19 protein-coding genes and 1 tRNA gene are annotated in these 22,205 nt (G+C 63.5%); 14 read left to right on the top strand and 6 right to left on the bottom strand.

The window, feature by feature from the left end:
- The first annotated feature begins 157 nt into the window (after positions 1 to 157).
- The 4 genes from rpsJ to EDD52_RS22310 are packed head-to-tail and all read left to right on the top strand — an operon-like array spanning position 158 to position 2,231.
- Positions 158 to 466: a 30S ribosomal protein S10 gene (rpsJ, locus tag EDD52_RS22325; protein ID WP_084352009.1), complete on the top strand. Its 309-nt coding sequence runs from the start codon at positions 158 to 160 to the stop codon at positions 464 to 466.
- Between the two features lie 15 nt (positions 467 to 481).
- A complete protein-coding gene (gene rplC, locus EDD52_RS22320; RefSeq protein ID WP_132248833.1) occupies positions 482 to 1,324 on the top strand; it encodes a 50S ribosomal protein L3 in 843 nt (280 codons plus the stop codon).
- Positions 1,321 to 1,938, top strand: coding sequence for a 50S ribosomal protein L4 (gene rplD, locus EDD52_RS22315; protein WP_132248832.1), 618 nt, complete (start codon positions 1,321 to 1,323; stop codon positions 1,936 to 1,938). Before rplC ends, rplD begins: the two co-directional genes overlap by 4 nt.
- Complete coding sequence (locus tag EDD52_RS22310; RefSeq protein WP_132248831.1) at positions 1,935 to 2,231, top strand: 50S ribosomal protein L23; 297 nt, start codon at positions 1,935 to 1,937, stop codon at positions 2,229 to 2,231. Before rplD ends, EDD52_RS22310 begins: the two co-directional genes overlap by 4 nt.
- 506 nt (positions 2,232 to 2,737) lie before the next feature.
- Here the strand turns inward: EDD52_RS22310 and EDD52_RS22305 are convergent.
- From EDD52_RS22305 to EDD52_RS22285, 5 genes are all read right to left on the bottom strand, one after another.
- Positions 2,738 to 2,812: transfer RNA gene (locus tag EDD52_RS22305), tRNA-Glu, on the bottom strand.
- A 144-nt stretch (positions 2,813 to 2,956) separates the two neighbouring features.
- Positions 2,957 to 4,699, bottom strand: coding sequence for a single-stranded-DNA-specific exonuclease RecJ (gene recJ / locus EDD52_RS22300; RefSeq protein WP_132248830.1), 1,743 nt, complete (start codon positions 4,697 to 4,699; stop codon positions 2,957 to 2,959).
- Between the two features lie 54 nt (positions 4,700 to 4,753).
- The gene (gene glpX, locus EDD52_RS22295) at positions 4,754 to 5,719 is read right to left on the bottom strand and encodes a class II fructose-bisphosphatase (RefSeq protein WP_132248829.1); all 966 of its coding nucleotides are present in this window, start codon (positions 5,717 to 5,719) and stop codon (positions 4,754 to 4,756) included.
- A gap of 243 nt (positions 5,720 to 5,962) precedes the next feature.
- Complete coding sequence (locus tag EDD52_RS22290) at positions 5,963 to 7,249, bottom strand: homoserine dehydrogenase (RefSeq protein WP_132248828.1); 1,287 nt, start codon at positions 7,247 to 7,249, stop codon at positions 5,963 to 5,965.
- Positions 7,250 to 7,340: 91 nt separating this feature from the next.
- On the bottom strand, positions 7,341 to 7,628 hold the full coding sequence (locus EDD52_RS22285) for a hypothetical protein (RefSeq protein ID WP_132248827.1): 288 nt from the start codon (positions 7,626 to 7,628) through the stop codon (positions 7,341 to 7,343).
- A 114-nt stretch (positions 7,629 to 7,742) separates the two neighbouring features.
- Between EDD52_RS22285 and EDD52_RS22280 the strand changes: the two genes are divergently transcribed.
- Positions 7,743 to 8,327 carry a TetR/AcrR family transcriptional regulator gene (locus EDD52_RS22280; RefSeq protein WP_132248826.1) on the top strand — a complete coding sequence of 195 codons (585 nt, stop codon included), beginning with the start codon at positions 7,743 to 7,745 and terminating at the stop codon, positions 8,325 to 8,327.
- A gap of 96 nt (positions 8,328 to 8,423) precedes the next feature.
- On the opposite strand, the gene EDD52_RS22275 is transcribed toward EDD52_RS22280, so the two are convergent.
- Positions 8,424 to 9,335 carry a pirin family protein gene (locus EDD52_RS22275; RefSeq protein WP_132248825.1) on the bottom strand — a complete coding sequence of 304 codons (912 nt, stop codon included), beginning with the start codon at positions 9,333 to 9,335 and terminating at the stop codon, positions 8,424 to 8,426.
- Positions 9,336 to 9,553: 218 nt separating this feature from the next.
- Between EDD52_RS22275 and EDD52_RS22270 the strand changes: the two genes are divergently transcribed.
- The 9 genes from EDD52_RS22270 to rpoD all read left to right on the top strand — a co-directional run bounded on the left by EDD52_RS22270 (position 9,554) and on the right by rpoD (position 21,508).
- Positions 9,554 to 10,027 carry a hypothetical protein gene (locus EDD52_RS22270; RefSeq protein WP_132248824.1) on the top strand — a complete coding sequence of 158 codons (474 nt, stop codon included), beginning with the start codon at positions 9,554 to 9,556 and terminating at the stop codon, positions 10,025 to 10,027.
- A 225-nt stretch (positions 10,028 to 10,252) separates the two neighbouring features.
- Complete coding sequence (locus EDD52_RS22265; protein WP_132248823.1) at positions 10,253 to 11,683, top strand: Glu/Leu/Phe/Val family dehydrogenase; 1,431 nt, start codon at positions 10,253 to 10,255, stop codon at positions 11,681 to 11,683.
- A gap of 291 nt (positions 11,684 to 11,974) precedes the next feature.
- Positions 11,975 to 13,228, top strand: coding sequence for a sarcosine oxidase subunit beta family protein (locus EDD52_RS22260; protein ID WP_132248822.1), 1,254 nt, complete (start codon positions 11,975 to 11,977; stop codon positions 13,226 to 13,228).
- 67 nt (positions 13,229 to 13,295) lie between these two features.
- Positions 13,296 to 13,553: a sarcosine oxidase subunit delta gene (locus EDD52_RS22255; protein WP_132248821.1), complete on the top strand. Its 258-nt coding sequence runs from the start codon at positions 13,296 to 13,298 to the stop codon at positions 13,551 to 13,553.
- Positions 13,550 to 16,459 (top strand): sarcosine oxidase subunit alpha family protein, encoded by a 2,910-nt coding sequence (locus EDD52_RS22250; protein ID WP_132248820.1) that lies wholly within the window; start codon positions 13,550 to 13,552, stop codon positions 16,457 to 16,459. The genes EDD52_RS22255 and EDD52_RS22250 overlap by 4 nt, the downstream gene beginning before the upstream one ends.
- Positions 16,452 to 17,003, top strand: coding sequence for a sarcosine oxidase subunit gamma (locus tag EDD52_RS22245; RefSeq protein ID WP_132248819.1), 552 nt, complete (start codon positions 16,452 to 16,454; stop codon positions 17,001 to 17,003). The genes EDD52_RS22250 and EDD52_RS22245 overlap by 8 nt, the downstream gene beginning before the upstream one ends.
- Positions 17,004 to 17,057: 54 nt before the next feature.
- The gene (locus EDD52_RS22240; protein WP_132248818.1) at positions 17,058 to 17,363 is read left to right on the top strand and encodes a hypothetical protein; all 306 of its coding nucleotides are present in this window, start codon (positions 17,058 to 17,060) and stop codon (positions 17,361 to 17,363) included.
- Positions 17,364 to 17,430: 67 nt separating this feature from the next.
- Positions 17,431 to 19,377 (top strand): DNA primase, encoded by a 1,947-nt coding sequence (gene dnaG, locus EDD52_RS22235; protein WP_132248817.1) that lies wholly within the window; start codon positions 17,431 to 17,433, stop codon positions 19,375 to 19,377.
- Positions 19,378 to 19,513: 136 nt separating this feature from the next.
- Entirely contained in the window at positions 19,514 to 21,508 is a 1,995-nt protein-coding gene (gene rpoD, locus EDD52_RS22230; protein ID WP_132248816.1) for an RNA polymerase sigma factor RpoD, read from the top strand.
- Positions 21,509 to 22,205: the final 697 nt, after the last annotated feature.

The raw sequence follows: 22,205 nt of genomic DNA, 5'->3' as shown, positions 1-22,205 counted from the left end.
AGGCGGCCGCACCGTTGGTTCCGGCGTCGTCTCGAAGATCATCGAGTAAGAAAACTGACTGCGCGGGGAGCCAACCCCTCCCCGCAGGGTTCGACGAGGGGGCGGGATGATCCCGCCTCCTCCTATCAACTCCAATGCCGCGAAAGGCTACTTTGAAATGCAAGGCCAAAATATTCGCATCCGGCTGAAGGCGTTCGATTACCGCGTCCTGGATGCCTCGACGCAGGAAATCGTCAACACCGCCAAACGCACAGGTGCCGACGTGCGCGGGCCCATCCCGCTGCCGAACAAGATCGAGAAATTCACCGTTCTGCGTGGACCGCACGTGAACAAGAAATCCCGTGATCAGTTCGAGATCCGGACGCATAAGCGTCTGCTCGACATCGTCGATCCGACCCCCCAGACCGTGGACGCGCTGATGAAGCTCGACCTGGCTGCCGGTGTCGACGTCGAGATCAAGGTATAAGGAGGGCACCCGGATATGTTGCGCTCTGGAATTATCGCAAAGAAAGTCGGCATGACCCGGCTTTTCATGGAAGACGGCAAGCAGATCCCTGTGACCGTTCTCCAGCTCGACAAGCTTCAGGTCGTTGCTACACGCACCGCTGACCAGCACGGCTATTCTGCCGTTCAGCTGGGCGCGGGCACGGCAAAGGCCAAGCGGACCTCCAAGGCCATGCGCGGCCACTTCGCGGTTGCGAATGTGGAACCCAAGCGCAAGGTCGCGGAATTCCGCGTTGCACCCGAGAACCTGATCGAGATCGGTGAGGAAATCACGGCTGACCATTACTTCGAAGGTCAGTATGTGGACGTTTCCGGCACGTCGATCGGTAAAGGTTTCGCCGGTGCCATGAAGCGGCACAACTTCGGTGGTCTTCGCGCATCGCACGGTGTGTCGATCAGCCACCGTTCGCACGGCTCCACCGGTCAGTGTCAGGATCCGGGCAAGGTCTTCAAAGGTAAGAAGATGGCCGGTCACATGGGTGCCGTTCGCGTCACCACGCAGAACCTGCAGGTCGTCAAGACCGACGCGGAACGTGGCCTGATCATGATCAAGGGCGCTGTTCCCGGTTCCAAAGGTGGTTGGGTCACGGTCAAGGATGCGGTCAAGAAACCGACACCTGAGAACGTGATTTACCCGGCAGCCCTGAAATCTGCTGGTGAAGAAGCCAAGCGTCTTGCCGAGGAAGCCGCCGCTCAGGCAGCCGCCGAAGAAGAAGCCGCAGCAAAGGCCGCCGCTGAAGAGCAGGCCGCCGCTGAAGCAGCAGCCCTGAAATCGGCCGAGGCCGATGTCGAGGCCGAGAAGAAGGAAGGCGACGAATGAAACTCGACGTGATCAAACTGGACGGCGGCACAGCCGGGTCGGTCGATCTGGGCGACGACGTCTTCGGCCTGGAACCGCGCGCAGACATCCTGCACCGCGTTGTCCGCTGGCAGCGCAACAAGGCGCAGGCCGGTACGCACAAGGTCAAGACCCGCTCGGAAGTCAGCTACTCGACGAAGAAGATCTATCGCCAGAAGGGCACCGGCGGCGCACGCCACGGCTCCCGCAAGGCGCCTATCTTCCGCAAGGGTGGTATCTACAAGGGCCCGACGCCCCGCAGCCACGGCCACGATCTTCCCAAGAAGGTCCGCGCCCTGGGTCTGAAGCTGGCGCTTTCCGCCAAGCTGAAAGACGGGTCGCTGGTCATCATCGACACGGCAGCATCGACGGGCAAGACGTCCGAGCTGGCCCGTCAGGTGAAGGATCTGGGCTGGAAGCGTGCACTGGTTATCGACGGGGCAGAGGTGAATGCTGATTTCGCCCGCGCCGCAGCCAACATCGATGGTCTCGATGTGCTGCCGTCGATCGGTGCCAACGTTTATGACATCCTCAAGAAGGACACTCTTGTCCTGACCAAGGCGGGTGTCGAAGCACTGGAGGCTCGACTGAAATGAGCGCAAAAGCTGAACACTACGACGTGATCCGCAAGCCGATCGTCACCGAAAAATCGACCATGGCGTCGGAAAACGGTGCGGTTGTCTTCGAGGTGGATATCGACGCGAACAAACCGCAGATCAAAGAGGCTGTCGAAAGCCTGTTTGGTGTCAAGGTCAAAGCCGTCAACACCATGATCACCAAAGGCAAGGTCAAGCGTTTCCGCGGCCAGCTTGGCAAGCGTAAAGACGTCAAGAAGGCCTATGTGACGCTCGAAGAGGGTAACACCATCGACGTGTCGACCGGTCTCTGAGCCGACGTCACTTAGAAAATGATCTTGAAGCCCGGCTACGAAAGTGGCCGGGCTTTTTCGTCTTTGACGGGTTGGCGAAGCGTTGGGTCAGGGGCGCCGCCCATGCCCTTGCTTGCGAATATCCCTTGGACGCCGCGCACGCGCGTACAGGGCCAGGCAGAGCGGCTGTCATGTGGAGAGCGGTGGGGTTTCCCTACCTGACTTCGGCTCTAGACCATCTGGCAGGTTTACCTGTTTGAGGGCACCTCAAGGAGGTCCGTCAGAGCGCGCTGATAGCGTGGGCTGAGCGGGGCAGGCAGCAATTCCGCGAGCATAAAGCGCCCCGATTGATTCCGGGATGCACGGTGACGTAGATTATTCCGAGGCCATCACCGGAACCACCACGCGCACGGGCCTCTGACAAATCACCCGCGCTCGCGCCAGAAAAGCCGAGGCGCACCAACCCATAAGCGGGTGGCGAACGCGACGCTGCAAGCGCGCTTAAAACAGATCTGCAGGGGGGGAAGTGGCAGCCCGTAGGGGAATCGAACCCCTCTTTCCAGGTTGAAAACCTGGCGTCCTAACCGATAGACGAACGGGCCACGTTTGGCGTGAGGCGGTGTTTAGGCAAAGCGCGCGTCGCGTGCAAGCGGAAATTTCGCAAATCGCAACGTATTTTTCGGTCAATGCCGGTTCGCCCGGATCGCCGGTGCAGCAGGGCAATGCCGCCCCATGAATGCAGGGGGTTATTCGGCCTTTGCGGCGTCGTCCAGGCGCAGCTGAGCCTTTCGTTTGCCGCCCCATTCGTTGATTTCCAGCCGGCCGGCCAGATGGAAACGGGCACCGCCGTGATTCTCCAACGCGTCGCCAAGCGGGCCGTCATAGGCACCAAAGCAGATGGCGTCGATCTTTGGCCCGGTCCCGTCGGAAAAGCTGAGTTTCAGGTGGGACGCGCCGACGCGTTTGGCAAATCGGATCTCGACCGAGGGGAAGGCGTGGCGCGGGGCAGGGGCGCCTGCGCCAAAGGGGCCCGCATCATCCAGCTGGTCGATCAGTTCCGGCGTGGCCGCCCCCGGCATCAGCGTGCCGTCCAGCCGCAGGTCGGCAGGGCCCGCATCTCCTGCGCCTTGCTTGGCCAGCAGATCGGAAAGGCGCTCCATCGCCGCATCCAGCTTGTCGCGGGCCACGGTGAGGCCCGCCGCCATCTTATGGCCGCCACCCTTGATCAGCAGCCCCTCACTGGCGAGCCGCTGGATCGCGGCGCCAAGGTCGATCCCTGCGACCGAACGGCCAGAGCCCTTGCCCTCGTCGCCGTCCAGCCCGATGACAATGGCCGGGCGGTTGCTGGCTTCCTTGAGGCGGCTGGCGACGATGCCCACCACTCCGGGATGCCAGCCTTCGCCAGCGGCCCAGACAAGCGGCGCGTCCATTCCTCGCTCTTCGGCCTGCGCCATTGCCGCGGCGCGGACCTGTTCCTCGACCTCGCGGCGTTCGGTGTTGAGCGCGTCCAGCCGCTCGGCCATGGCCTGCGCCTCTTGCGGGTTGCGGCAGGCGAGAAGCCGTGCGCCAAGATCGGCCTTGCCGATGCGCCCGCCTGCATTGACGCGCGGTCCCAGCACGAAGCCGAGGTGATAGCTGCTGGGGGCGCTGGTCAGCTTGGCAACATCGGACAGGGCGACCAGACCGGGCCGGTCGCGCCGCGCCATGACTTTCAGCCCCTGACGCACCAGCGCGCGGTTGACCCCGATAAGCGGGGCCACGTCGGCCACGGTCGCCAGCGCCACCAGATCCAGCATCGCCATCAGGTCGGGGCCCTTGCGGCCTGCGTCGCGCATCTGACGGTTGGTTTCGACCAGCATCAGAAAGACCACGGCGGCGGCGCACAGATGCGCCAGATCGCCGGTCTCGTCCTGCCGGTTGGGGTTCACCACGGCCAGCGCGGCGGGCAGCTCTTCCGCGCCCAGATGGTGGTCAAGGACGATGACATCCGTGCCTTTGGCAGCTGCAATCGGTTCAAAGCTGAGCGTGCCGCAATCGACGCAGATGATCAGGTCGTGATCCCTGGCCAGCTCTTGCATGGCAGGCACGTTGGGGCCGTAGCCTTCGTCAATCCGGTCAGGAATATACAGGGTCGCCTGCAGGCCCATCGCCCCCAGCCAGTCGATCAGCAGCGCGGCAGAGGTTCCGCCGTCGACATCGTAGTCGGCGAAGATCGCAATACGTTCGCGCGCATTCACGGCAGCAAGGAAACGCTGCGCGGCGGTCTCCATGTCCCGCAGGCTGCGGGGGTCGGGCAGCAGGCTGCGCAGCTGTGGGGAGAGATAGGCCTGCGCCTCGGATGCGGGCACCCCGGCGCGCGCCAGAACGGCGCAGATCGGGCGGGGCAGGCCGCTTTGCTGCGCCAGCGCCTCGGCCAGCCGCTCCGCTTCGCCTGACGGGCCGACCCAGCGGCGGCCTGTCAGGGACTTTTCGACATTCAGATAGGCCATGATCCTCCGTCAGGCCCGCCGTGGGACCCGGATGTTGCCGCCCGGTCGCCCGGATCAGCTTGTCGGGTTGCGGTAGGTCATGCGCCGGACAGAGCCGGTCTTGGACCGCATCAGGATCGTTTCGGTCGTCAGATAGCCGACCTCGCGCTTGATCCCGGCCACGAGCGAGCCGTTGGTGACGCCGGTCGCGGCAAAGATCACATGTTCGGTGACCAGATCGTCGCGGGTATAGACGCGGTCGAGATTGGTGATCCCGGCCTTGGCGGCTCGGCCTTTTTCGTCATCGTTGCGGAACAGCAGGCGGCCGAACATCTGCCCGCCCATGCATTTCAGCGCGGCTGCCGCCAGCACGCCTTCGGGCGCCCCGCCAGAGCCCATATACATGTCAATCCCGGTCAGGTCCGGTTCGGCGCAATGCATCACGCCGGCCACGTCCCCATCGGTGATCAGGCGGATGGCGGCGCCGGTCTGGCGGACTTCTGCGATCATCTCTTCGTGGCGCGGGCGTTCCAGAATGCACACGGTGATATCGTCGGTCGAACAGCCCTTGGCGGCGGCGAGCGCATTCACGCGGTCCATCGGCGACATATCCAGCGTCACAACGCCCGTCTTGTAGCCCGGCCCGATCGCCAGCTTGTCCATGTAGACGTCAGGCGCGTGCAGCATCGATCCGCGCGGACCCATGGCAATGACGGTCAGCGCGTTGGGCATGTCCTTGGCGGTGAGCGTGGTGCCTTCCAGCGGGTCAAGCGCAATGTCCACCTCTGGCCCTTCGCCATTGCCGACTTCTTCGCCGATATACAGCATCGGGGCCTCGTCGCGCTCGCCCTCGCCGATGACCACGGTGCCCTGAATGTCCAATTTGTTCAGCTGGTCGCGCATGGCGTTGACGGCGGCCTGGTCGGCGGCTTTCTCGTCGCCGCGGCCGATCCAGTCGGCGCTGGCGATGGCGGCCTGTTCGGCCACGCGCGCCAGTCCAAGCGAAAGCATACGGTCATTGAAATCAATTTGGGTGGTCATTCGGGAATTCCTTCAGGAAACATATCGCCGTGATGTAGCCTGACCGGCGCCGGACAAACAAGCTTGGTAGCGCTAACTGGCGCCGCCCTAGACGCAAAGTGGCGGGCTTTGCCGTTTTATTGCGGTTCTGGGTGCCGGCGCCATTGGGACGGCCCGCGCTTTGCGATCCACCGGGGCAATGCGCAAAGCGTGACGAGCAAAGCCCCACCTGTGCAGTGGTTCAGCGCTGAGGGTCCAGGCGGTTCAGACTTCTTCGATCCGCAGGGCCACGGGATCATCGGCCAGCGCATTGGTTTGAGGCATCGCCTGCAGCGCGTCATCCAATGCGGCGCGGGTTGTCTTGTGGGTCACGATCAGCACCGGCGCGGTCCCTTCGGAATGGCCGTATTGGCGCATCCGGTCGATGGAAATTCCGGCCTCGCCCAATGTCGTGGCGATCTTGGCCAGCGCACCGGGGCGGTCCTGAAGGCGCATCCGCAGATAGTAGGGCGCGGGCGCGGTGGCACGGGCAGGCTTGGCAGCCTTCAGTGCCGTTGCGGGCTGACCAAAGGTCGACAGCCGCGTGCCGCGCGCAATATCGATGATGTCGCTCAGCACCGCGCTGGCGGTCGGGCCCTCGCCCGCACCTGCGCCGCGCAGCACGATCTGGCCGACCTGATCGCCCTCGATCACCACCATGTTGGTGCCACCTTCCAGCTGTCCAAGCGGCGAGCTGTCGGGCACGAGGCAGGGCGACATGCGCTGTTCCAGCCCCCGGCCGGTCATCTGCGCCACGCCAAGCAGCTTGATGCGGTACCCCATATCGGCGGCTTGGCGGATATCCTCGATGGTGATCTGGCCGATGCCTTCCAGCTCGACCTCTGCAAAAGCTACCTGCGTGCCATAGGCGATGGAGGCGAGCAGAGCCAGCTTGTGGCCCGCGTCAATGCCACCCACATCCAGTTCCGGATCGGCCTCGAGATAGCCCAGCTGGTTGGCCTCTTCAAAGACCTCGGCATAGGGCAGGCCTGCCGATTGCATACGGGTCAGGATGTAGTTGCAGGTGCCGTTCATCACGCCCATCACGCGGGTGATCTCGTTCCCGGCCAGACCTTCGGTCAGCGCCTTGATAACGGGGATGCCGCCCGCCACTGCCGCCTCGAACCGCAGCACGGTGCCAGCGTCCTCGGCCGCTGCTGCAAGCGCCTGACCATGCAGGGCCAGCATCGCCTTGTTGGCGGTGACAACGTCCTTGCCCGCGGCCAGAGCAGCCTCTGTCGCGGCCTTGGCGGGGCCGTCGCTGCCGCCCATCAGTTCGACGAACACATCGACATCATCGCGCGTGGCCAGCGCAACCGGATCGTCCTCCCACCCGTAGCCCGTCAGCGGAACGCCGCGATCCTTGTCGCGGGTGCGGGCCGAAATCGCAGAGATCGTGATTTCACGCCCGGTGCGTGCCTTCAGAAGTGCTGCTTTCTGGCGGACGATCTTGACGACGCCGACACCGACGGTCCCCAGACCGGCAATTCCAAGGCGCAGGGGGTCTGACATCGGGGGCTCCTGTGAGAACTGTCATTGGCTGGGGCGCGATGTAGCGGGTTCGCAGGCGGGGTGCAACGGCACGCGCGCAGGCCGGGCGATCTTAGCCTTCGACGACACCGCGTGCCATCCGCGCCCGCGTCGCGCCGTCAATGACGGGCCCGGCACTCAGCCGTGCAGCCCGTGCGCGCAATGCGGCGACCCGTGCGGCGACCTCCTCCATCGCTTCAGGCGTGGTGCTGACGGGGGTGTCGTCGGCCAGCAACGTCTCTATCGGGACGAATTGCGGATAGGGGGCGTTTTCAATTCCCGGCGTCTGCGCCGCGTCCAGTTCCGGAAAGCTGGTGCATCCGGCAAGGGCCGCAAGGGTCAGGGCGGGAATCAGGCGCATAGGCGGGCGGCTCCGGCAGGGTCGGATCATCAGGGCTGCCCCCGTCATGCCCCAGACGCCGGGTTTGGGCAAGCCGGGCTATGATCTGAACGATTGTTCAGTTATCACGGATAAATGGCACGTACGACAGGTTCCCATTCCGAAATCACCGGCCCCCGCGTCCGCGAGGCGGCGCTGCGGCTCTTCGCCCGGCACGGCTATGCCGCCGTTTCGATGCGGCAGATCGCGACCGAGGTCGGCGTGCAGGCGGGGGCGCTGTATAACTATACGCCGGACAAGCAGTCGCTGCTGTTTTCGCTGATGCGGGGCCATATGGACGAGTTGCTGGCGGCGCGGAAGGCGCTTGGGGAGGAGGGATCTCCGACTGACAGGCTGGAGCGTTTCACCCGGTTCCATATCAGCTTTCATTCCGAACGCCCCGAGGCGGTCTTCATCTCCTATATGGAGCTGCGCAGCCTGGAGCCCGAGAATTTCCAGATCATAGAATCGCTGCGGCGGGACTATGAAAACGCGCTCGAAGGTATTCTGCGCGATGGCATGGACAGCGGGGCCTTCACCGTGGCCGACCCCAAGATCGCGACGCTTGCCGTGATCGCCATGCTGACCGGCGTGAACACATGGTATCGCAGCGCCGGCCGTCTGACGCTGGAAGAGGTCGAGCAGATCTATTGGGATATGGTGCGCCGCTGCGTAAGCTGAGCTGTGCCTAAAGCCGACTTTGCGGCCCGGTATCCGGTTCTTGTCGCTTCACGGCAGGCCCATGACAGGCCCGCCACTAACGCAGATCACCGGCGGTTAATGCGCAGGCTTGATGAAGGTGCCGTTGCGCAGATCGCGCATCGCCTGTTGCAGCTCTGCCTGGGTGTTCATCACGATGGGCCCGTGCCAGGCCACCGGTTCCTGAATGGGCGCGCCAGAGATCAGCAGAAACCGCACACCTTGTTCACCCGCCTGCACGGTGATGCTGTCGCCCGTGCCAAAGCGGACCAGCGTGCGGTCTCCGGACATGTCGCGGATGTTCACCTCTGCGCCGTTCACCTCTTTTTCCAGCAGAATGCCGGTGGGATCGGCGGCATCCGTGAACGCGCCCGCGCCTTCGAAGACATAGGCAAACGCCCGGCGATAAGTGTCCACGGGCAGCGTCTTTTTCACGCCTGCCGGTACGTAGACATCCAGATATTGCGGGTCCGCGGCGATTCCGTCCACCGGGCCGGTCTTGCCCCAGAATGACCCGATGATGACCTTCACGCGGGTGCCGTCATCATCGATGATCTCGGGGATTTCCTTGCCTGCAACATCCTGATAGCGCGGCGCCGTCATCTTCAGCGAGGAGGGCAGGTTGGCCCAAAGCTGAAAGCCGTGCATCTGTCCGTCCGCATTCCCCTTGGGCATTTCCTGATGCAGAATGCCAGACCCGGCCGTCATCCATTGCACGTCACCCGCCCCAAGCGAACCGGTATTGCCAAGGCTGTCACCATGATCCACCGTGCCGTTCAGGACATAGGTGATGGTCTCGATCCCCCGATGGGGATGCCAGGGAAAGCCGCGCAGGTAATGCTCTGGCACGTCATTGCGGAAATCGTCGAACAGCAGAAACGGGTCCAGTTCAGATGGGTCCTGAAAGCCGAAGGCGCGGTGCAGGTGAACCCCTGCTCCTTCCATTGTGGCGGTCGCTTTGCGCGTTTCCAAAGTTGGTCTGAGGGACATCTCGTGTCTCCTTGTGCATGAACTGCGCGTAATGTAGGACGCGGCGCGTCGTGCGGCAATTCAGGAGAAGCCAACCGGCCTTGTGCGCAAATGCACAGATCCAACTGTCTGCGGCAGCTCTCGCTTTCCGTTCATCGGTGCGATATGCGGGCGCGGGTGGCCCGATCCTGGGCCATCCCGACTGACGGGTTGAGTAAGGTATCGTGCGGGGGACGGGCATGCAGGACGACGAGGTTTTGGCAAGGGCGGGGGCATCTGCCGCACGGCGGGTGATTGGCGTTGCAATCCTGACGGCACTTGGCGGGTTGCTGCTTTACGTGGCGCTGACCTCTGTCGCGGTGATCGGCTGGCAGGTTTTCCTCGTGATCTGCGGCGCGCTTGCGCTTTGGGCGGGGCAGGTGATGTGGCGGGCCACGTCGCTCGCGTTGGTCCTGACCCGCGAGGAGTTGCGCGACAGTGAGGGCACGTTGCTGGCGCGAATGTCCGACATCACCCATGTCGACCGCGGCGCATTTGCCTTCAAACCGTCCAACGGTTTCATGATCAAGACAGAGAGCCAGCAGCCGCGCGGATGGCGGCCGGGTATCTGGTGGCGCCTCGGGCGGCGGGTTGCCATCGGGGGCGTCATCCCCTCTGCCGAGGCGAAGTTCATGGCCGACATGATCCTGGCGATGAAGGCCGGCCGCGTCTGACCCCACCCCTTCCGTTCCACCGCAAAGGCCCACGGCCCGCGTGACCCTTCTGCTGCGGGGTGCTTCCATTTGTCTCGACTCACGCGGCAAAGGCTGTTCTGAATAGGGGTGGGCAGGGCCGGACCAAGGTGCGGTCGCATCGCTTCGCAAGTGCTTTAACCGCATTGTCACCGCGCCATGGGACAGCTGCGGGGATGCGGCGTTTGCATGACCAGGGAGGGACAGATGAAGCCAACCAACGAACCGACATTCCGCCAGAGTGTGGACATGATGTTCAATCGCGCGGTCGCAAAGATGGACCTGCCGCCGGGGCTGGAGGAGAAGATCCGGGTCTGCAACGCGACCTATACGGTGCGCTTCGGTGTGCGGCTGCGCGGCCAGATCCACACGTTCACAGGCTACCGTTCGGTGCATTCAGAGCATATGGAGCCGGTCAAGGGCGGCATCCGCTACGCGCTGGAGGTCAACCAGGACGAGGTCGAGGCTCTGGCCGCCCTGATGACCTATAAATGCGCGCTGGTGGAGGCTCCGTTTGGCGGCTCCAAGGGCGGGCTGCGGATCGACCCGCGCAAATATGACGAGCACGAGCTTGAACAGATCACCCGCCGCTTCGCCTATGAGTTGGCCAAGCGCGACCTGATCCATCCCAGCCAGAACGTCCCCGCCCCCGATATGGGCACGGGCGAGCGTGAAATGGCCTGGATCGCCGACCAGTATGCGCGCATGAACACCACCGACATCAATGCCCGCGCCTGTGTGACGGGCAAACCTTTGAATGCGGGCGGTATCTCTGGCCGGGTCGAGGCAACGGGGCGCGGCGTGCAATATGCCCTGCGCGAATTCTTCCGCGATGCACGCGATGTCGAGAAGGCCAATCTCAGCGGCAAGCTCGACGGAAAGCGCGTGATCATTCAGGGGCTGGGCAATGTGGGCTATCACGCCGCGAAGTTCCTGTCCGAAGAGGATGGCTGTCAGATCATCGGGATCATCGAACGGGACGGGGCACTGTTCAACGAGGCGGGGCTGAATGTCGAGGATGTGCGCGAGTGGATCGTCAAGCATGGCGGCGTCTCCGGCTTTCCCGATGCCGCCCATCACGCCGAAGGCAACGCGGTGCTGGAAGAGGCTTGCGACATCCTGATCCCTGCGGCACTGGAAGGGGTGATTAACCTGTCCAATGCTGCCCGGATCAAGGCGCCCTTGATCATCGAAGCGGCGAACGGGCCCATCACGGCCGGTGCGGATGACATCCTGCGCCAGAAGGGCGTCGTCATCATCCCCGACATGTACGCCAATGCCGGCGGTGTGACCGTGTCCTATTTCGAATGGGTCAAGAACCTCAGCCATATCCGCTTTGGCCGGATGCAGCGGCGTCAGGAAGAGGCGCGCCACCAGCTGGTCATCGACGAGCTGGAACGGCTGGACCGCTATCTGGGCGATGCCTGGTCGATGACACCGGAGTTCAAGACCAAGTACCTGCGCGGTGCGGACGAGCTGGAACTGGTGCGCTCGGGTCTGGATGACACGATGCGCATTGCCTACCAGTCGATGCGCGATGTCTGGCACGAACGCGAGGATGTCGAGGATCTGCGCACTGCCGCCTATCTCGTATCGATCGGCAAGGTCGCGGCCAGCTACCGCGCGAAGGGGCTCTGAGCCAAGCGGCGACGTCTGCCCGCGATCAGCAGGCGCCGCGGCCCACGCCTTGCGCGCTGGAAGACTGATCACCACGTTTGCTGCTGGCCCGGACATGTCAGATGTTCGGGCCAGTGCCGTTTACGCGTGTGTCCACAGGTCGCCTTTAATCCGGGCAGCTCCGCTGGCCAGGGTGCCAGGATCGGTGCGACTGTCGCGCGCAGGCCGTGACGGGACGCGTTTGGCACTGGCGCGCGGGAACGGGGCTGCTACAAATGCGCTGAACGCCAAGGCACTTGCAGTGGAGAGGGTATGCGATTTTCGGCGCTGAAAGTGTTGAAGGAAGGGCTGACCGGCAACAAGGGCTGGACGCCGCATTGGCGCGACCCCGAGCCGAAGCCAGAATATGACATCGTCATCATCGGCGGCGGCGGGCACGGGTTGGCCACGGCGTTCTATCTGGCGAAAGAGCACGGCCTGACCAATGTCGCGGTGCTGGAGAAGGGCTATCTTGGCGGCGGCAATGTCGGGCGCAACACCACCATCGTCCGGGCCAACTACTTCCTGCCGGGCAATTCTGAATTCTACAGCCATTCCCTGAAGCTGTGGGAAGGGATGGAGGACGAGCTCAACTACAACGTCATGCATTCGCAGCGCGGGCTGATCAACCTGTTCCATTCCGACGGGCAGCGTGATGCCTTTGCCCGGCGGGGCAATGCGATGATCAATCAGGGCGACGACGCCGTCCTGCTGGACCGCGAGGGTGTGCGCAAACATCTGCCTTACCTCGATTTCGACAATGGCCGTTTCCCGATCTATGGCGGCCTATACCATCCACGCGGCGGCACGGCGCGGCACGATGCGGTGGCCTGGGGCTATGCGCGCGGTGCGTCGGATCGCGGTGTCGACCTGATCCAGAATTGCGAAGTCACCGGCATTGATATCGAAGGCGGCAAGGTGCGCGGTGTGCAGACGTCTCGCGGTGCGATCCGCGCAAAGAAGGTGGGCATCGTGGTGGCCGGACGCTCCGGTCAGGTGGCGGCGATGGCGGGCATGCGCCTGCCCATTGAAAGCCACGTGCTGCAGGCCTTCGTGACCGAGGGGCTGAAACCCGTCATCGACCACGTGATCAGCTTTGGCATGGGGCATTTCTATATCAGCCAGTCCGACAAGGGTGGGCTGGTCTTTGGCGGCGATCTGGATTTCTACGCATCCTATGCGGCGCGCGGCAACCTGCCGATGGTCGAACATGTGATGGAGGCCGGGATGACGCTGATGCCGATGATCGGCCGCGCCCGCGTTCTGCGCAGCTGGGGCGGGATCATGGACATGACGGCAGACGGATCACCCATCATCGACAAGACCGGCGTGGACGGGCTCTATATCGATTGCGGCTGGTGTTACGGCGGGTTCAAGGCAGTGCCGGGGTCGGGGTTCTCCTTTGCGCATCTGATCGCGCAGGATCGTCACCACGCGCCCGCCGCCGGGTTCCGGCTGGACCGTTTCCGCACGGGGCACGGGTTGTTGGACGAAGAAGGGACCGGGTCCCAGCACAATCTGCATTAGGGATGGGTGAGATGTCACGACACCTCCGGCGGAAATATCATTGCCAGCAAGACGCAGGGAAAAGCGCATGAGGATACCCTGTCCGATCTGCGGGACGCGCGACCGGCGCGAGTTCACCTATGTGGGGGCGGCCTTGCCGCGGCCATCCGATGAGGAATGGGGCGCGGGCTGGGACGATTACCTGCACAACCGCGAAAACCCGGCCGGTGAGACGCGCGACCTGTGGCAGCACGAGGCGGGCTGTGGCGCCTGGCTGGTGGTCACGCGAAACACGGTCAGCCACGCGGTGCTTGGCGCAGAACTGGCGCGCGGGGCCACGGCATGAGGATCGCGGGCAGGGGGCCGGGCGTGCGCCCGGTATCGTTCAGCTTTGATGGTCGGCGTTACGAGGGGCGCGAAGGCGACACGCTGGCCTCTGCGCTGCTGGCCAATGACGTGGCGCTGGTGGGGCGGTCGTTCAAGTATCATCGTCCGCGCGGAGTGATGACAGCCGGGCCGGAAGAGCCCAATGCGCTGGTCACCATCGGGCGCGGTGCCGCGGCCACGCCCAACACCCGCGCCACCGTGCAGGAGGTCTTTGACGGGTTAGAGGCGTTCAGCCAGAACCGCTGGCCCTCGCTTGACTGGGATCTGCTGGCGCTGAACGATCTGGCGGCACCGTTTCTGGGGGCCGGGTTCTATTACAAGACCTTCATGGGACCGCGCGGCTGGTGGGAACGGGTTTACGAGCCGCTCATTCGCCGCGCCGCCGGGCTGGGTGCCTTGTCGGGAAGACCTGCGCCCGAGCGGAGCGAGAAGGCCTTTGCCTTCTGTGATCTGCTGGTGATCGGGGCGGGCCCTGCGGGGCTCACCGCTGCCTTGGTTGCAGGGCGCAGCGGCGCCGATGTCATCCTGGCCGATGAAGATTTCCGCATGGGCGGGCGTCTGCTGGCCAAAGGGGCGGAGCCGGGGCCGGAATGGGCCGCCGGAATTCTTGCAGAGCTGGAAAGCCTGCCCAATGTTCGGCTGATGCCGCGCACCACCGTGACCGGGGCCTACGATCAGGGCACCTTTGGCGCGTTGGAGCGGGTGTCGCTGCATCTGGCCGATCCGAACGGGCTTCCGCGCGAATGTTTCTGGCGCATCGTGGCAAAGCGCGCGGTTCTGGCGGCAGGCGCGCTGGAACGCCCAGTGGCCTTTCGCAACAATGACCGCCCCGGCGTGATGATGGCAAGTGCCGTGCGCGCTTATCTTCACCGGTGGGGCGTGGTGCCGGGCAAACGGGTCGCGGTGTTCGGCAACAATGACGGGGCGCATGTGCTGGCCTCGGAACTGGTGGCGGCGGGTGTGAATGTCGTGGGGTTGATCGACAGCCGCCATGATGTGGTGCCAAGCGGTGATTTCCGGGTCTGGACCGGCACGCAGGTCTGCAATGCGCATGGCCGCAAGAGGCTGGAGGCGATCACCCTGCGCACGCCTGTGGGGACAGAACGGCTTGCGGTCGATTGTCTTGCCGTCTCGGGCGGGTGGAACCCGTCGCTGCACCTGACCTGCCATCTGGGTGGCAGGCCCGAATGGCAACGCGATATTGCGGCTTTCGTGCCAACGCCCGGTGCCGTGCCGGGGCTGCGCGCGGCGGGGGCCTGCAACGGCGCGTTCACGCTGGGCGCCTGCCTGTCCGAGGGGCGTGCTGCGGCAGAGGAAGCGCTGGGCGCGCTGGGCATGACGCCAAAAGCGGTGGACCTGCCCGAGGCACCAGAGGCGCAGTACAACATCACGCCGCTCTGGTCCGTGCCGGGCAAGGGCCGGGCCTGGCTGGATTTCCAGAACGACGTGACGGTCAAGGATGTGGCGCAGGCCGCGCAGGAGAATTTCCGCTCTGTCGAGCATATGAAGCGGTACACGACGCAGGGCATGGCGCCCGATCAGGGCAAGAATTCCAACGTGAACGCGCTGGCCGTGCTGGCGGATGCGACGGGCCAGACCATCCCCGGCACGGGCACCACGACATTCCGCCCGCCCTACAGCCCGGTCAGCATCGCTGCGATGGGGGCGGGGGCCGAGGGCAAGGGCTTTGCCCCCGAACGTTTCACCACCTCGCATCGTGCAGCCGTGGGGATGGGCGCGCCGATGATCGAGGCGGGGCTTTGGTATCGGCCCAGCTATTTCCCGCTGCGATCCGAGACGCATTGGCGGCAATCCTGCGACCGCGAGGTGCAAATGGTCCGCGAGGCCGTGGGCATCTGCGACGTCTCGACCCTAGGCAAGATCGATATTCAGGGGCCGGATGCGGCGGCGCTGCTGGATCTGGTCTATGCCAACCGGTTCAGCACGCTGAAAGAAGGGCGCGTGCGCTATGGGCTGATGCTGCGCGAGGATGGCTTTGTCATGGATGACGGCACCACCGCGCGGCTGGGGCCGGAACATTTCGTGATGACCACCACGACCGCCGCCGCAGGACCCGTGATGCGGCATCTGGAATTCGTGCATCAGGTGCTGCGGCCCGAACTGGATGTCTCGATGATCTCTGTCACCGAGCAATGGGCGCAGTTTGCCGTGGCGGGGCCAAAGTCCCGGGAATTGCTGAACGGGCTGCTGGATGCGCCTGTGGACAATGACAGCTTTCCCTTCATGGCCTGCGGGGATGTGTCGGTGATGGGCGTCGCGGCACGCCTGTTCCGCATCTCCTTCTCGGGCGAACACGCCTACGAGATCGCCGTCCCCGCCCGCTTTGGCGAGGCGCTGTTTCGCGAACTCGTCGCGCGCGCCGAAGGCCTGGGCGGCGGTGCCTACGGGATGGAGGCGCTGAACGTGCTCAGGATCGAGAAGGGGCATATCACCCATGCAGAGATCCACGGCAGGACCACGGCGGGCGATATCGGCATGGGGCGGATGATCGCGGCCAAGGACTGCATCGGCAGGGTGGCGGCGAGCCGCCCCGGCCTGACCGATCCCGACCGCGAACAGATGGTGGGGCTGCGCCCCGTGGGCGATGTCAAACAGCTGACCGCCGGCGCGCATCTCTTTGACGCCGGGGCCGCGCCCTTGCGCGAGAATGCCCAAGGCTATGTCACCTCGGCCTGTTTCTCGCCCACTTTGGGGGAAACCCGGGCGCTGGCCTTCCTGAAGCGGGGCCGCGCGCGGCATGGCGAGCATATCCGCATGGTCGATCACCTGCGCGGGATCGACGCGCTCTGCGAAGTGACGGACCCCGTTGCCTTTGACCCCGAGGGAGGACGTCTGCGTGGCTGAACTCATCGCATCCCGCCCCGCTGCGGGCCTCGTGCCCGTCCGCATCGCCGACCTCTCCCTGACAGAGGAAAGCTTTGGCGCGCTGACCTCCCTCTCGCCTCGTCGTGGGGCAGAAGGCGCGTTAGGGGCAGCCTTGCAGCAGGCCCACGGGCTTGGCTGGCCCGCGCCGAATCGCAGTACGCAGACGGATGGCGCGCGGCTGATCTGGTTCGGCCATGCCCATGCGCTGCTGATCGGGCCGGAACCTGCGCAGGGGCTGCGCGAGCATGCCGCACTCACCGATCAAAGCGATGCCTGGGTGGCGCTGCGGCTGGCGGGGGACGGGGCAGAGGATGTGCTGGCCCGGCTTGTCCCCGTTGATACGCGCGCGTCGCAGTTCGAAACGGGCCACACCGCCCGCAGCCTTCTGGGACATGCCCATGTCAGCCTCACGCGCACGGGCGACGATGCGTTCCTTATCCTCGGCTTCCGTTCCATGGCGAAGACGCTGGTGCATGAGCTGGAGCTTGCCATGAACTCGGTCGCTGCGCGCAAGGGCGGGTGACATTGCTGCCCTTCGTGGCTATTTCGCAGCTCAACACGACAGGAGCGACCAAAAATGAAGATCACCCTCGCCGCCGCGCTTTGCGCCAGTTTCCTTGCCGCCCCCGCGATGGCGCAATCTGACAAGGCGACCGAATGCGGCATTCAGGCGGACCTGTTCCAGTCGGTTGCCGATCTGCGCCGCGACGGCAAGCGCAAGGGCAGGGCGCTACGCACGACCCGCGCCGCCCTGACCGACACCAATCGCAAGTACGAAGCGGCCGTGGAACCGATGGTCGAATATATCTACGCGGTCGACAAGGCACAGCTGGGCGACGACGTGCGCGCGCAATATCTCGAACAGTGCATGGCCGCGCAATAAATCCCGAACCCCCGGTCACGTCACGCGGCATCTGGACTCTGCGCGTGGCTGCGCCGATATTCAGGACATGAGTCTGCCCCCTGGTTTCCTGGACGAATTGCGCACCCGGCTGAGCTTGTCTCAGGTCGTCGGGCGCAAGGTCATGTGGGACACGCGCAAGTCCAACCAGGGCAAGGGCGACATGTGGGCGCCATGCCCGTTCCACCAGGAAAAGAGCGCCAGCTTTCACGTCGATGACCGCAAGGGATTCTACTATTGCTTTGGCTGTCACGCGAAGGGCGATGCCATCTCCTTTGTCCGCGAGACAGAGAATGTGGGCTTCATGGAGGCGATAGAGATTCTGGCCGGTGAGGCCGGGATGCCCATGCCCGCCCGCGATCCGAAAGCGCAGGAAAAGGCCGATCACCGGACAGAGCTTGCGAAGGTGATGGAACAGGCAGCGCAGTTCTTCATCATGCAGCTGAAGACCGGGGCCGGGGCGGCCGCGCGCGACTATCTTGACCGGCGGCGCATGGCGGATGCGACGCGCGACCAGTTCGGCATCGGCTTTGCGCCCGACGGCTGGCAGGGGTTGTGGGACCATCTGCGCGGCAAGGGCATCTCTGAACAGATGATACTGGATTGCGGGTTGGCCAAGGCGTCCACCAAGGGGGGCAAGCCCTATGACACGTTCCGCAACCGCATCATGTTCCCGATCCGCGATGCGCGCGGGCGGTGTATTGCGTTCGGCGGCCGGGCGATGGACCCCAATGACAACGCCAAATACCTGAACTCTCCGGAAACGCTGCTGTTCGACAAGGGGCGCAACCTGTACAACATGGGCCCCGCGCGCGAGGCGTCCGGCAAGGGCGCGCCGCTGATCGTGGCCGAAGGCTACATGGATGTGATCGCGTTGAGTGCGGCGGGCTTTGGCGCCTCTGTGGCGCCGCTTGGCACGGCGGTGACCGAAGAGCAGTTGCAGCTGATGTGGCGGATCTCGGACGAGCCGGTGATTGCGCTGGATGGCGACACGGCGGGCCTGCGTGCCGCCTACCGGGTGATTGATCTGGCTTTGCCGCTGCTGGAGGCGGGCAAATCGCTGCGCTTTGCGCTGATGCCGCAGGGCAAGGACCCCGATGACGTCATCCGCGCGTCCGGGGCTGCGGGCGTGCAAAAGGTGCTGGATGCAGCGCTGCCGATGGTCAGCCTGCTGTGGCAGCGCGAAACCGACGGCCAGAACTTTGACAGCCCCGAACGCAGGGCGGCGCTGGACAAGGTGCTGCGCGAGAAGATCAAGCTGATCCGCGATCCCTCTGTGCGCGGCCATTATGGCGAGGCCATCAAGGAACTGCGCTGGCAATTGTTCCGCCCCGCCCGCAAGCCACAGAAATGGAAGGGCGGCTTCCGTGACAAGCGCGAGGCGGCGCTGCCGCAGGCGACGACGCGGCGGTCCATGCTGGTTGCTGCGGGCGAAGGCGCCGATACCCGGCTGCGCGTTGCCGTCGTGCTGGCTGCCCTGATTTGCTGCCCCGATCTGATCGAGGAATTCGAACCGGAGCTGGAGCGGATGTCCTGCACCGACCCCGATCACGCCGCACTTCGCGATCTGTTGCTGCGCCATGCCGGGCTCGAAGCGGGGGCGCTGCGCGAAGAGATTTTGCATAATCTGGGGCCAGAGCCCCTTGAAACCCTGCTTTCGGCACGCCATGTCGCGGTAACGCCCTGCATACGCAGACCCGGCGATGCAGAGCTTGCGCGGCTGACCGTGGCAGAGGAACTTGCCAAATTGTCGGCCAATGCCGGTTTGCAGGCCGAACTGGCCGAAGCTGAGGAAGATCTTGAAGGGCTTGCAGACGAGGCCGTGACCTGGCGCCTTGGACAGGCCGCGAAAGCCCGCCACCTGGCAGAGCGCAGCCAGCAGGCGGACAGCACGGAATACGATGTCGGTCCGAACGGTGCGCGAATCGATCGGGACGAACGCAGCGCGTTGGACGCGTTGCTTGAACGCATAGAATACGCCAAGAAAGGCCGTTGAGCCGATTTTGGTAAGTGAAAAGTAAAGAAACTACGGCAATAGGGTGTGCGAATCGCCGAATCGCGCTATTGATTCGCACCAACGAATCGCCTGTGCAGAATCGCCCGCCCAGACCAGCCCCTGACAGGAGCCCCGAATGGCAGCCAAAGATACCAGCAACGACGACCGCACTTCGGAAGAGGGGGACGGCGAAATCTCGCTCGACATGAGCCAGGCCGCCGTCAAGAAAATGATCGCCGAAGCGCGCGAGCGCGGCTACATCACCTATGACCAGCTTAACGAAGTTTTGCCTCCCGATCAGGTCAGCTCTGACCAGATCGAGGATGTGATGTCGATGCTGTCGGAGATGGGCATCCAGGTCACCGAAGAGGATGAAGAGGCCGAGGACGACAAGGGCTCGACTGAGCTCGCGACGACCTCGCAGGCCAAGGAACTGGCGCTGGCCTCCGGCACGGGCGAAAAGCTTGACCGGACCGACGATCCGGTGCGCATGTACCTGCGCGAGATGGGCTCTGTCGAACTGCTCAGCCGCGAAGGCGAGATTGCCATCGCCAAGCGGATCGAGGCCGGGCGCAACACGATGATCGCGGGGCTTTGCGAAAGCCCGCTGACCTTCCAGGCGATCACCATCTGGCGCGAGGAACTTCTGTCCGAGGACATCCTCCTGCGCGACGTGATCGACCTTGAGACCACCTTTGGCACGCAGATGGGCGAGGATGGCGATCTGTCCGAACCGGTTGTGCAACCCTCCGAGCTGAACGGCGCCGCCGCCGCCACGCCCAAGTCGGACGAGCCGGAACTGGACGCCGACGGCAACCCGATTGCCAAGGATGACGACGACGACGAGGATGAGCAGGCCAACATGTCGCTGGCCGCGATGGAAAGCGCGCTGAAGCCGCGCGTTCTGGAAACGCTCGACCGGATTGCGCGCGATTACGAAGATCTGGCCGCGATGCAGGACAGCCGGATCTCGGCGACGCTGAACGAAGACGGGTCTTTCTCGAAGGGCGACGAGCAGACCTATCAGACGCTGCGCGCCGAAATCGTGCTGCTGGTGAACGAGCTGCACCTGCACAACAACCGGATCGAGGCGCTGATCGACCAGCTATACGGCATCAACCGCCGGATCATGCAGATCGACAGCGCGATGGTGAAGCTGGCCGATCAGGCCCGCATCAACCGCCGTGAATTCATCGATGCCTATCGCGGGCGCGAGCTGGACCCGAACTGGCTTGAAGAGATGGGCGAGAAGGCCGGTCGCGGCTGGCAGATGTTCATCGAACGCTCGACCGAGAAAGTCGAAGAGCTGCGCGCCGACATGGCGCAGGTCGGCCAGTATGTCGGTCTGGATATCTCTGAATTCCGCCGCATCGTGCAGCAGGTCCAAAAGGGCGAGAAAGAAGCCCGGCTGGCCAAGAAGGAAATGGTCGAGGCGAACCTGCGTCTGGTGATCTCGATCGCCAAGAAATACACCAATCGCGGGCTGCAGTTCCTTGACCTTATTCAGGAAGGCAACATCGGCCTGATGAAGGCCGTGGACAAGTTCGAATACCGTCGCGGGTATAAATTCTCGACCTATGCCACATGGTGGATCCGTCAGGCGATCACCCGCTCGATTGCCGATCAGGCGCGCACGATCCGTATTCCGGTCCACATGATCGAGACGATCAACAAGCTGGTCCGCACCGGTCGCCAGATGCTGCACGAGATCGGCCGCGAGCCGACTCCGGAAGAGCTGGCCGAAAAGCTGCAGATGCCGCTGGAAAAGGTTCGCAAGGTGATGAAGATCGCCAAGGAGCCGATTTCGCTGGAAACGCCCATCGGCGACGAGGAAGACAGCCAGCTTGGCGATTTCATCGAGGACAAGAACGCCGTCCTGCCGCTGGATGCCGCCATTCAGGATAACCTGAAGGAAACCACGACACGGGTTCTGTCGTCTTTGACCCCGCGCGAGGAACGTGTGCTTCGGATGCGGTTCGGCATCGGCATGAACACCGATCATACGCTCGAAGAGGTCGGCCAGCAATTCAGCGTGACCCGCGAACGGATCCGCCAGATCGAGGCCAAGGCGCTGCGCAAGCTCAAGCACCCGTCGCGGTCGCGTAAACTGCGGTCTTTCCTGGATCAGTAAGCGACCAGATCACGTAACATTTCAAACGCCGGGCGCATCATCTGCCCGGCGATTTTTTTTGAGGGGTGATCTGCGCAAACGGTGGTTGTCCGCCATGCGGACAAAGTGACAGTTGAAGAAGTCAAAGATCGGTACCTACCGCACAGGCCTGAACCAATTTACAGCCCCCTCAAGATGCCTTGTTACCCAAGGCATAAATGGAATTCCGAGCCTTGCAAAGAATCCGAAATATCCAATGCCGAATAGGAGGCACGAGAGATGCCAACTTGCGAAAATAGGAACACCCATGAAGATGGCCAAGATCAACCCTATCGGCATAAAGTAAAGCGATGTGCTTGCTGCTTCAAATGAAAAGACAACTGCAGCGATGCCGATGAATGCTAAGATTTGGTAAGCGGGAAACACAAAGATCATATACCTGATACGACTTTGATCAAAGAAGTGGATCAGGTTACGATTGATCAATTTTGAAAGGCCAATGACAAACATGTTGTTGTATTATCAAAAGGATTAATCGGGAGATACACTTGTTTCACTAAGGGCTTATTTTGTTGAAAAACTCGTGCTTGATCGGCGAGTGAACTGCTGATTCAATTCTTCTCGCGAGCGGGAGGATTGACGGATGTTGGGACCGAGACAGGAAGCGCAGGCGGCGTTGTTTTATGAGTTCTCGTTGGAAGATCACGTTCCCCAAGAT

The organism is Primorskyibacter sedentarius (genome assembly GCF_004342065.1).
Classification (GTDB): Bacteria; Pseudomonadota; Alphaproteobacteria; order Rhodobacterales; family Rhodobacteraceae; genus Primorskyibacter; species Primorskyibacter sedentarius.
The sequence above is the reverse complement of the archived record's forward strand: the minus strand, read 5'-3'. Positions and strand labels throughout refer to the sequence as shown.

What these genes read in the sequence shown, in the direction of transcription:
- rpsJ (WP_084352009.1), top strand. Translation starts at nt 158, where the DNA reads ATGCAAGGCCAAAATATTCGCATCCGGCTGAAGGCGTTCGATTACCGC.
- rplC (WP_132248833.1), top strand. Translation starts at nt 482, where the DNA reads ATGTTGCGCTCTGGAATTATCGCAAAGAAAGTCGGCATGACCCGGCTT.
- rplD (WP_132248832.1), top strand. Translation starts at nt 1,321, where the DNA reads ATGAAACTCGACGTGATCAAACTGGACGGCGGCACAGCCGGGTCGGTC.
- EDD52_RS22310 (WP_132248831.1), top strand. Translation starts at nt 1,935, where the DNA reads ATGAGCGCAAAAGCTGAACACTACGACGTGATCCGCAAGCCGATCGTC.
- recJ (WP_132248830.1), bottom strand. Translation starts at nt 4,699, where the DNA reads ATGGCCTATCTGAATGTCGAAAAGTCCCTGACAGGCCGCCGCTGGGTC.
- glpX (WP_132248829.1), bottom strand. Translation starts at nt 5,719, where the DNA reads ATGACCACCCAAATTGATTTCAATGACCGTATGCTTTCGCTTGGACTG.
- EDD52_RS22290 (WP_132248828.1), bottom strand. Translation starts at nt 7,249, where the DNA reads ATGTCAGACCCCCTGCGCCTTGGAATTGCCGGTCTGGGGACCGTCGGT.
- EDD52_RS22285 (WP_132248827.1), bottom strand. Translation starts at nt 7,628, where the DNA reads ATGCGCCTGATTCCCGCCCTGACCCTTGCGGCCCTTGCCGGATGCACC.
- EDD52_RS22280 (WP_132248826.1), top strand. Translation starts at nt 7,743, where the DNA reads ATGGCACGTACGACAGGTTCCCATTCCGAAATCACCGGCCCCCGCGTC.
- EDD52_RS22275 (WP_132248825.1), bottom strand. Translation starts at nt 9,335, where the DNA reads ATGTCCCTCAGACCAACTTTGGAAACGCGCAAAGCGACCGCCACAATG.
- EDD52_RS22270 (WP_132248824.1), top strand. Translation starts at nt 9,554, where the DNA reads ATGCAGGACGACGAGGTTTTGGCAAGGGCGGGGGCATCTGCCGCACGG.
- EDD52_RS22265 (WP_132248823.1), top strand. Translation starts at nt 10,253, where the DNA reads ATGAAGCCAACCAACGAACCGACATTCCGCCAGAGTGTGGACATGATG.
- EDD52_RS22260 (WP_132248822.1), top strand. Translation starts at nt 11,975, where the DNA reads ATGCGATTTTCGGCGCTGAAAGTGTTGAAGGAAGGGCTGACCGGCAAC.
- EDD52_RS22255 (WP_132248821.1), top strand. Translation starts at nt 13,296, where the DNA reads ATGAGGATACCCTGTCCGATCTGCGGGACGCGCGACCGGCGCGAGTTC.
- EDD52_RS22250 (WP_132248820.1), top strand. Translation starts at nt 13,550, where the DNA reads ATGAGGATCGCGGGCAGGGGGCCGGGCGTGCGCCCGGTATCGTTCAGC.
- EDD52_RS22240 (WP_132248818.1), top strand. Translation starts at nt 17,058, where the DNA reads ATGAAGATCACCCTCGCCGCCGCGCTTTGCGCCAGTTTCCTTGCCGCC.
- dnaG (WP_132248817.1), top strand. Translation starts at nt 17,431, where the DNA reads ATGAGTCTGCCCCCTGGTTTCCTGGACGAATTGCGCACCCGGCTGAGC.
- rpoD (WP_132248816.1), top strand. Translation starts at nt 19,514, where the DNA reads ATGGCAGCCAAAGATACCAGCAACGACGACCGCACTTCGGAAGAGGGG.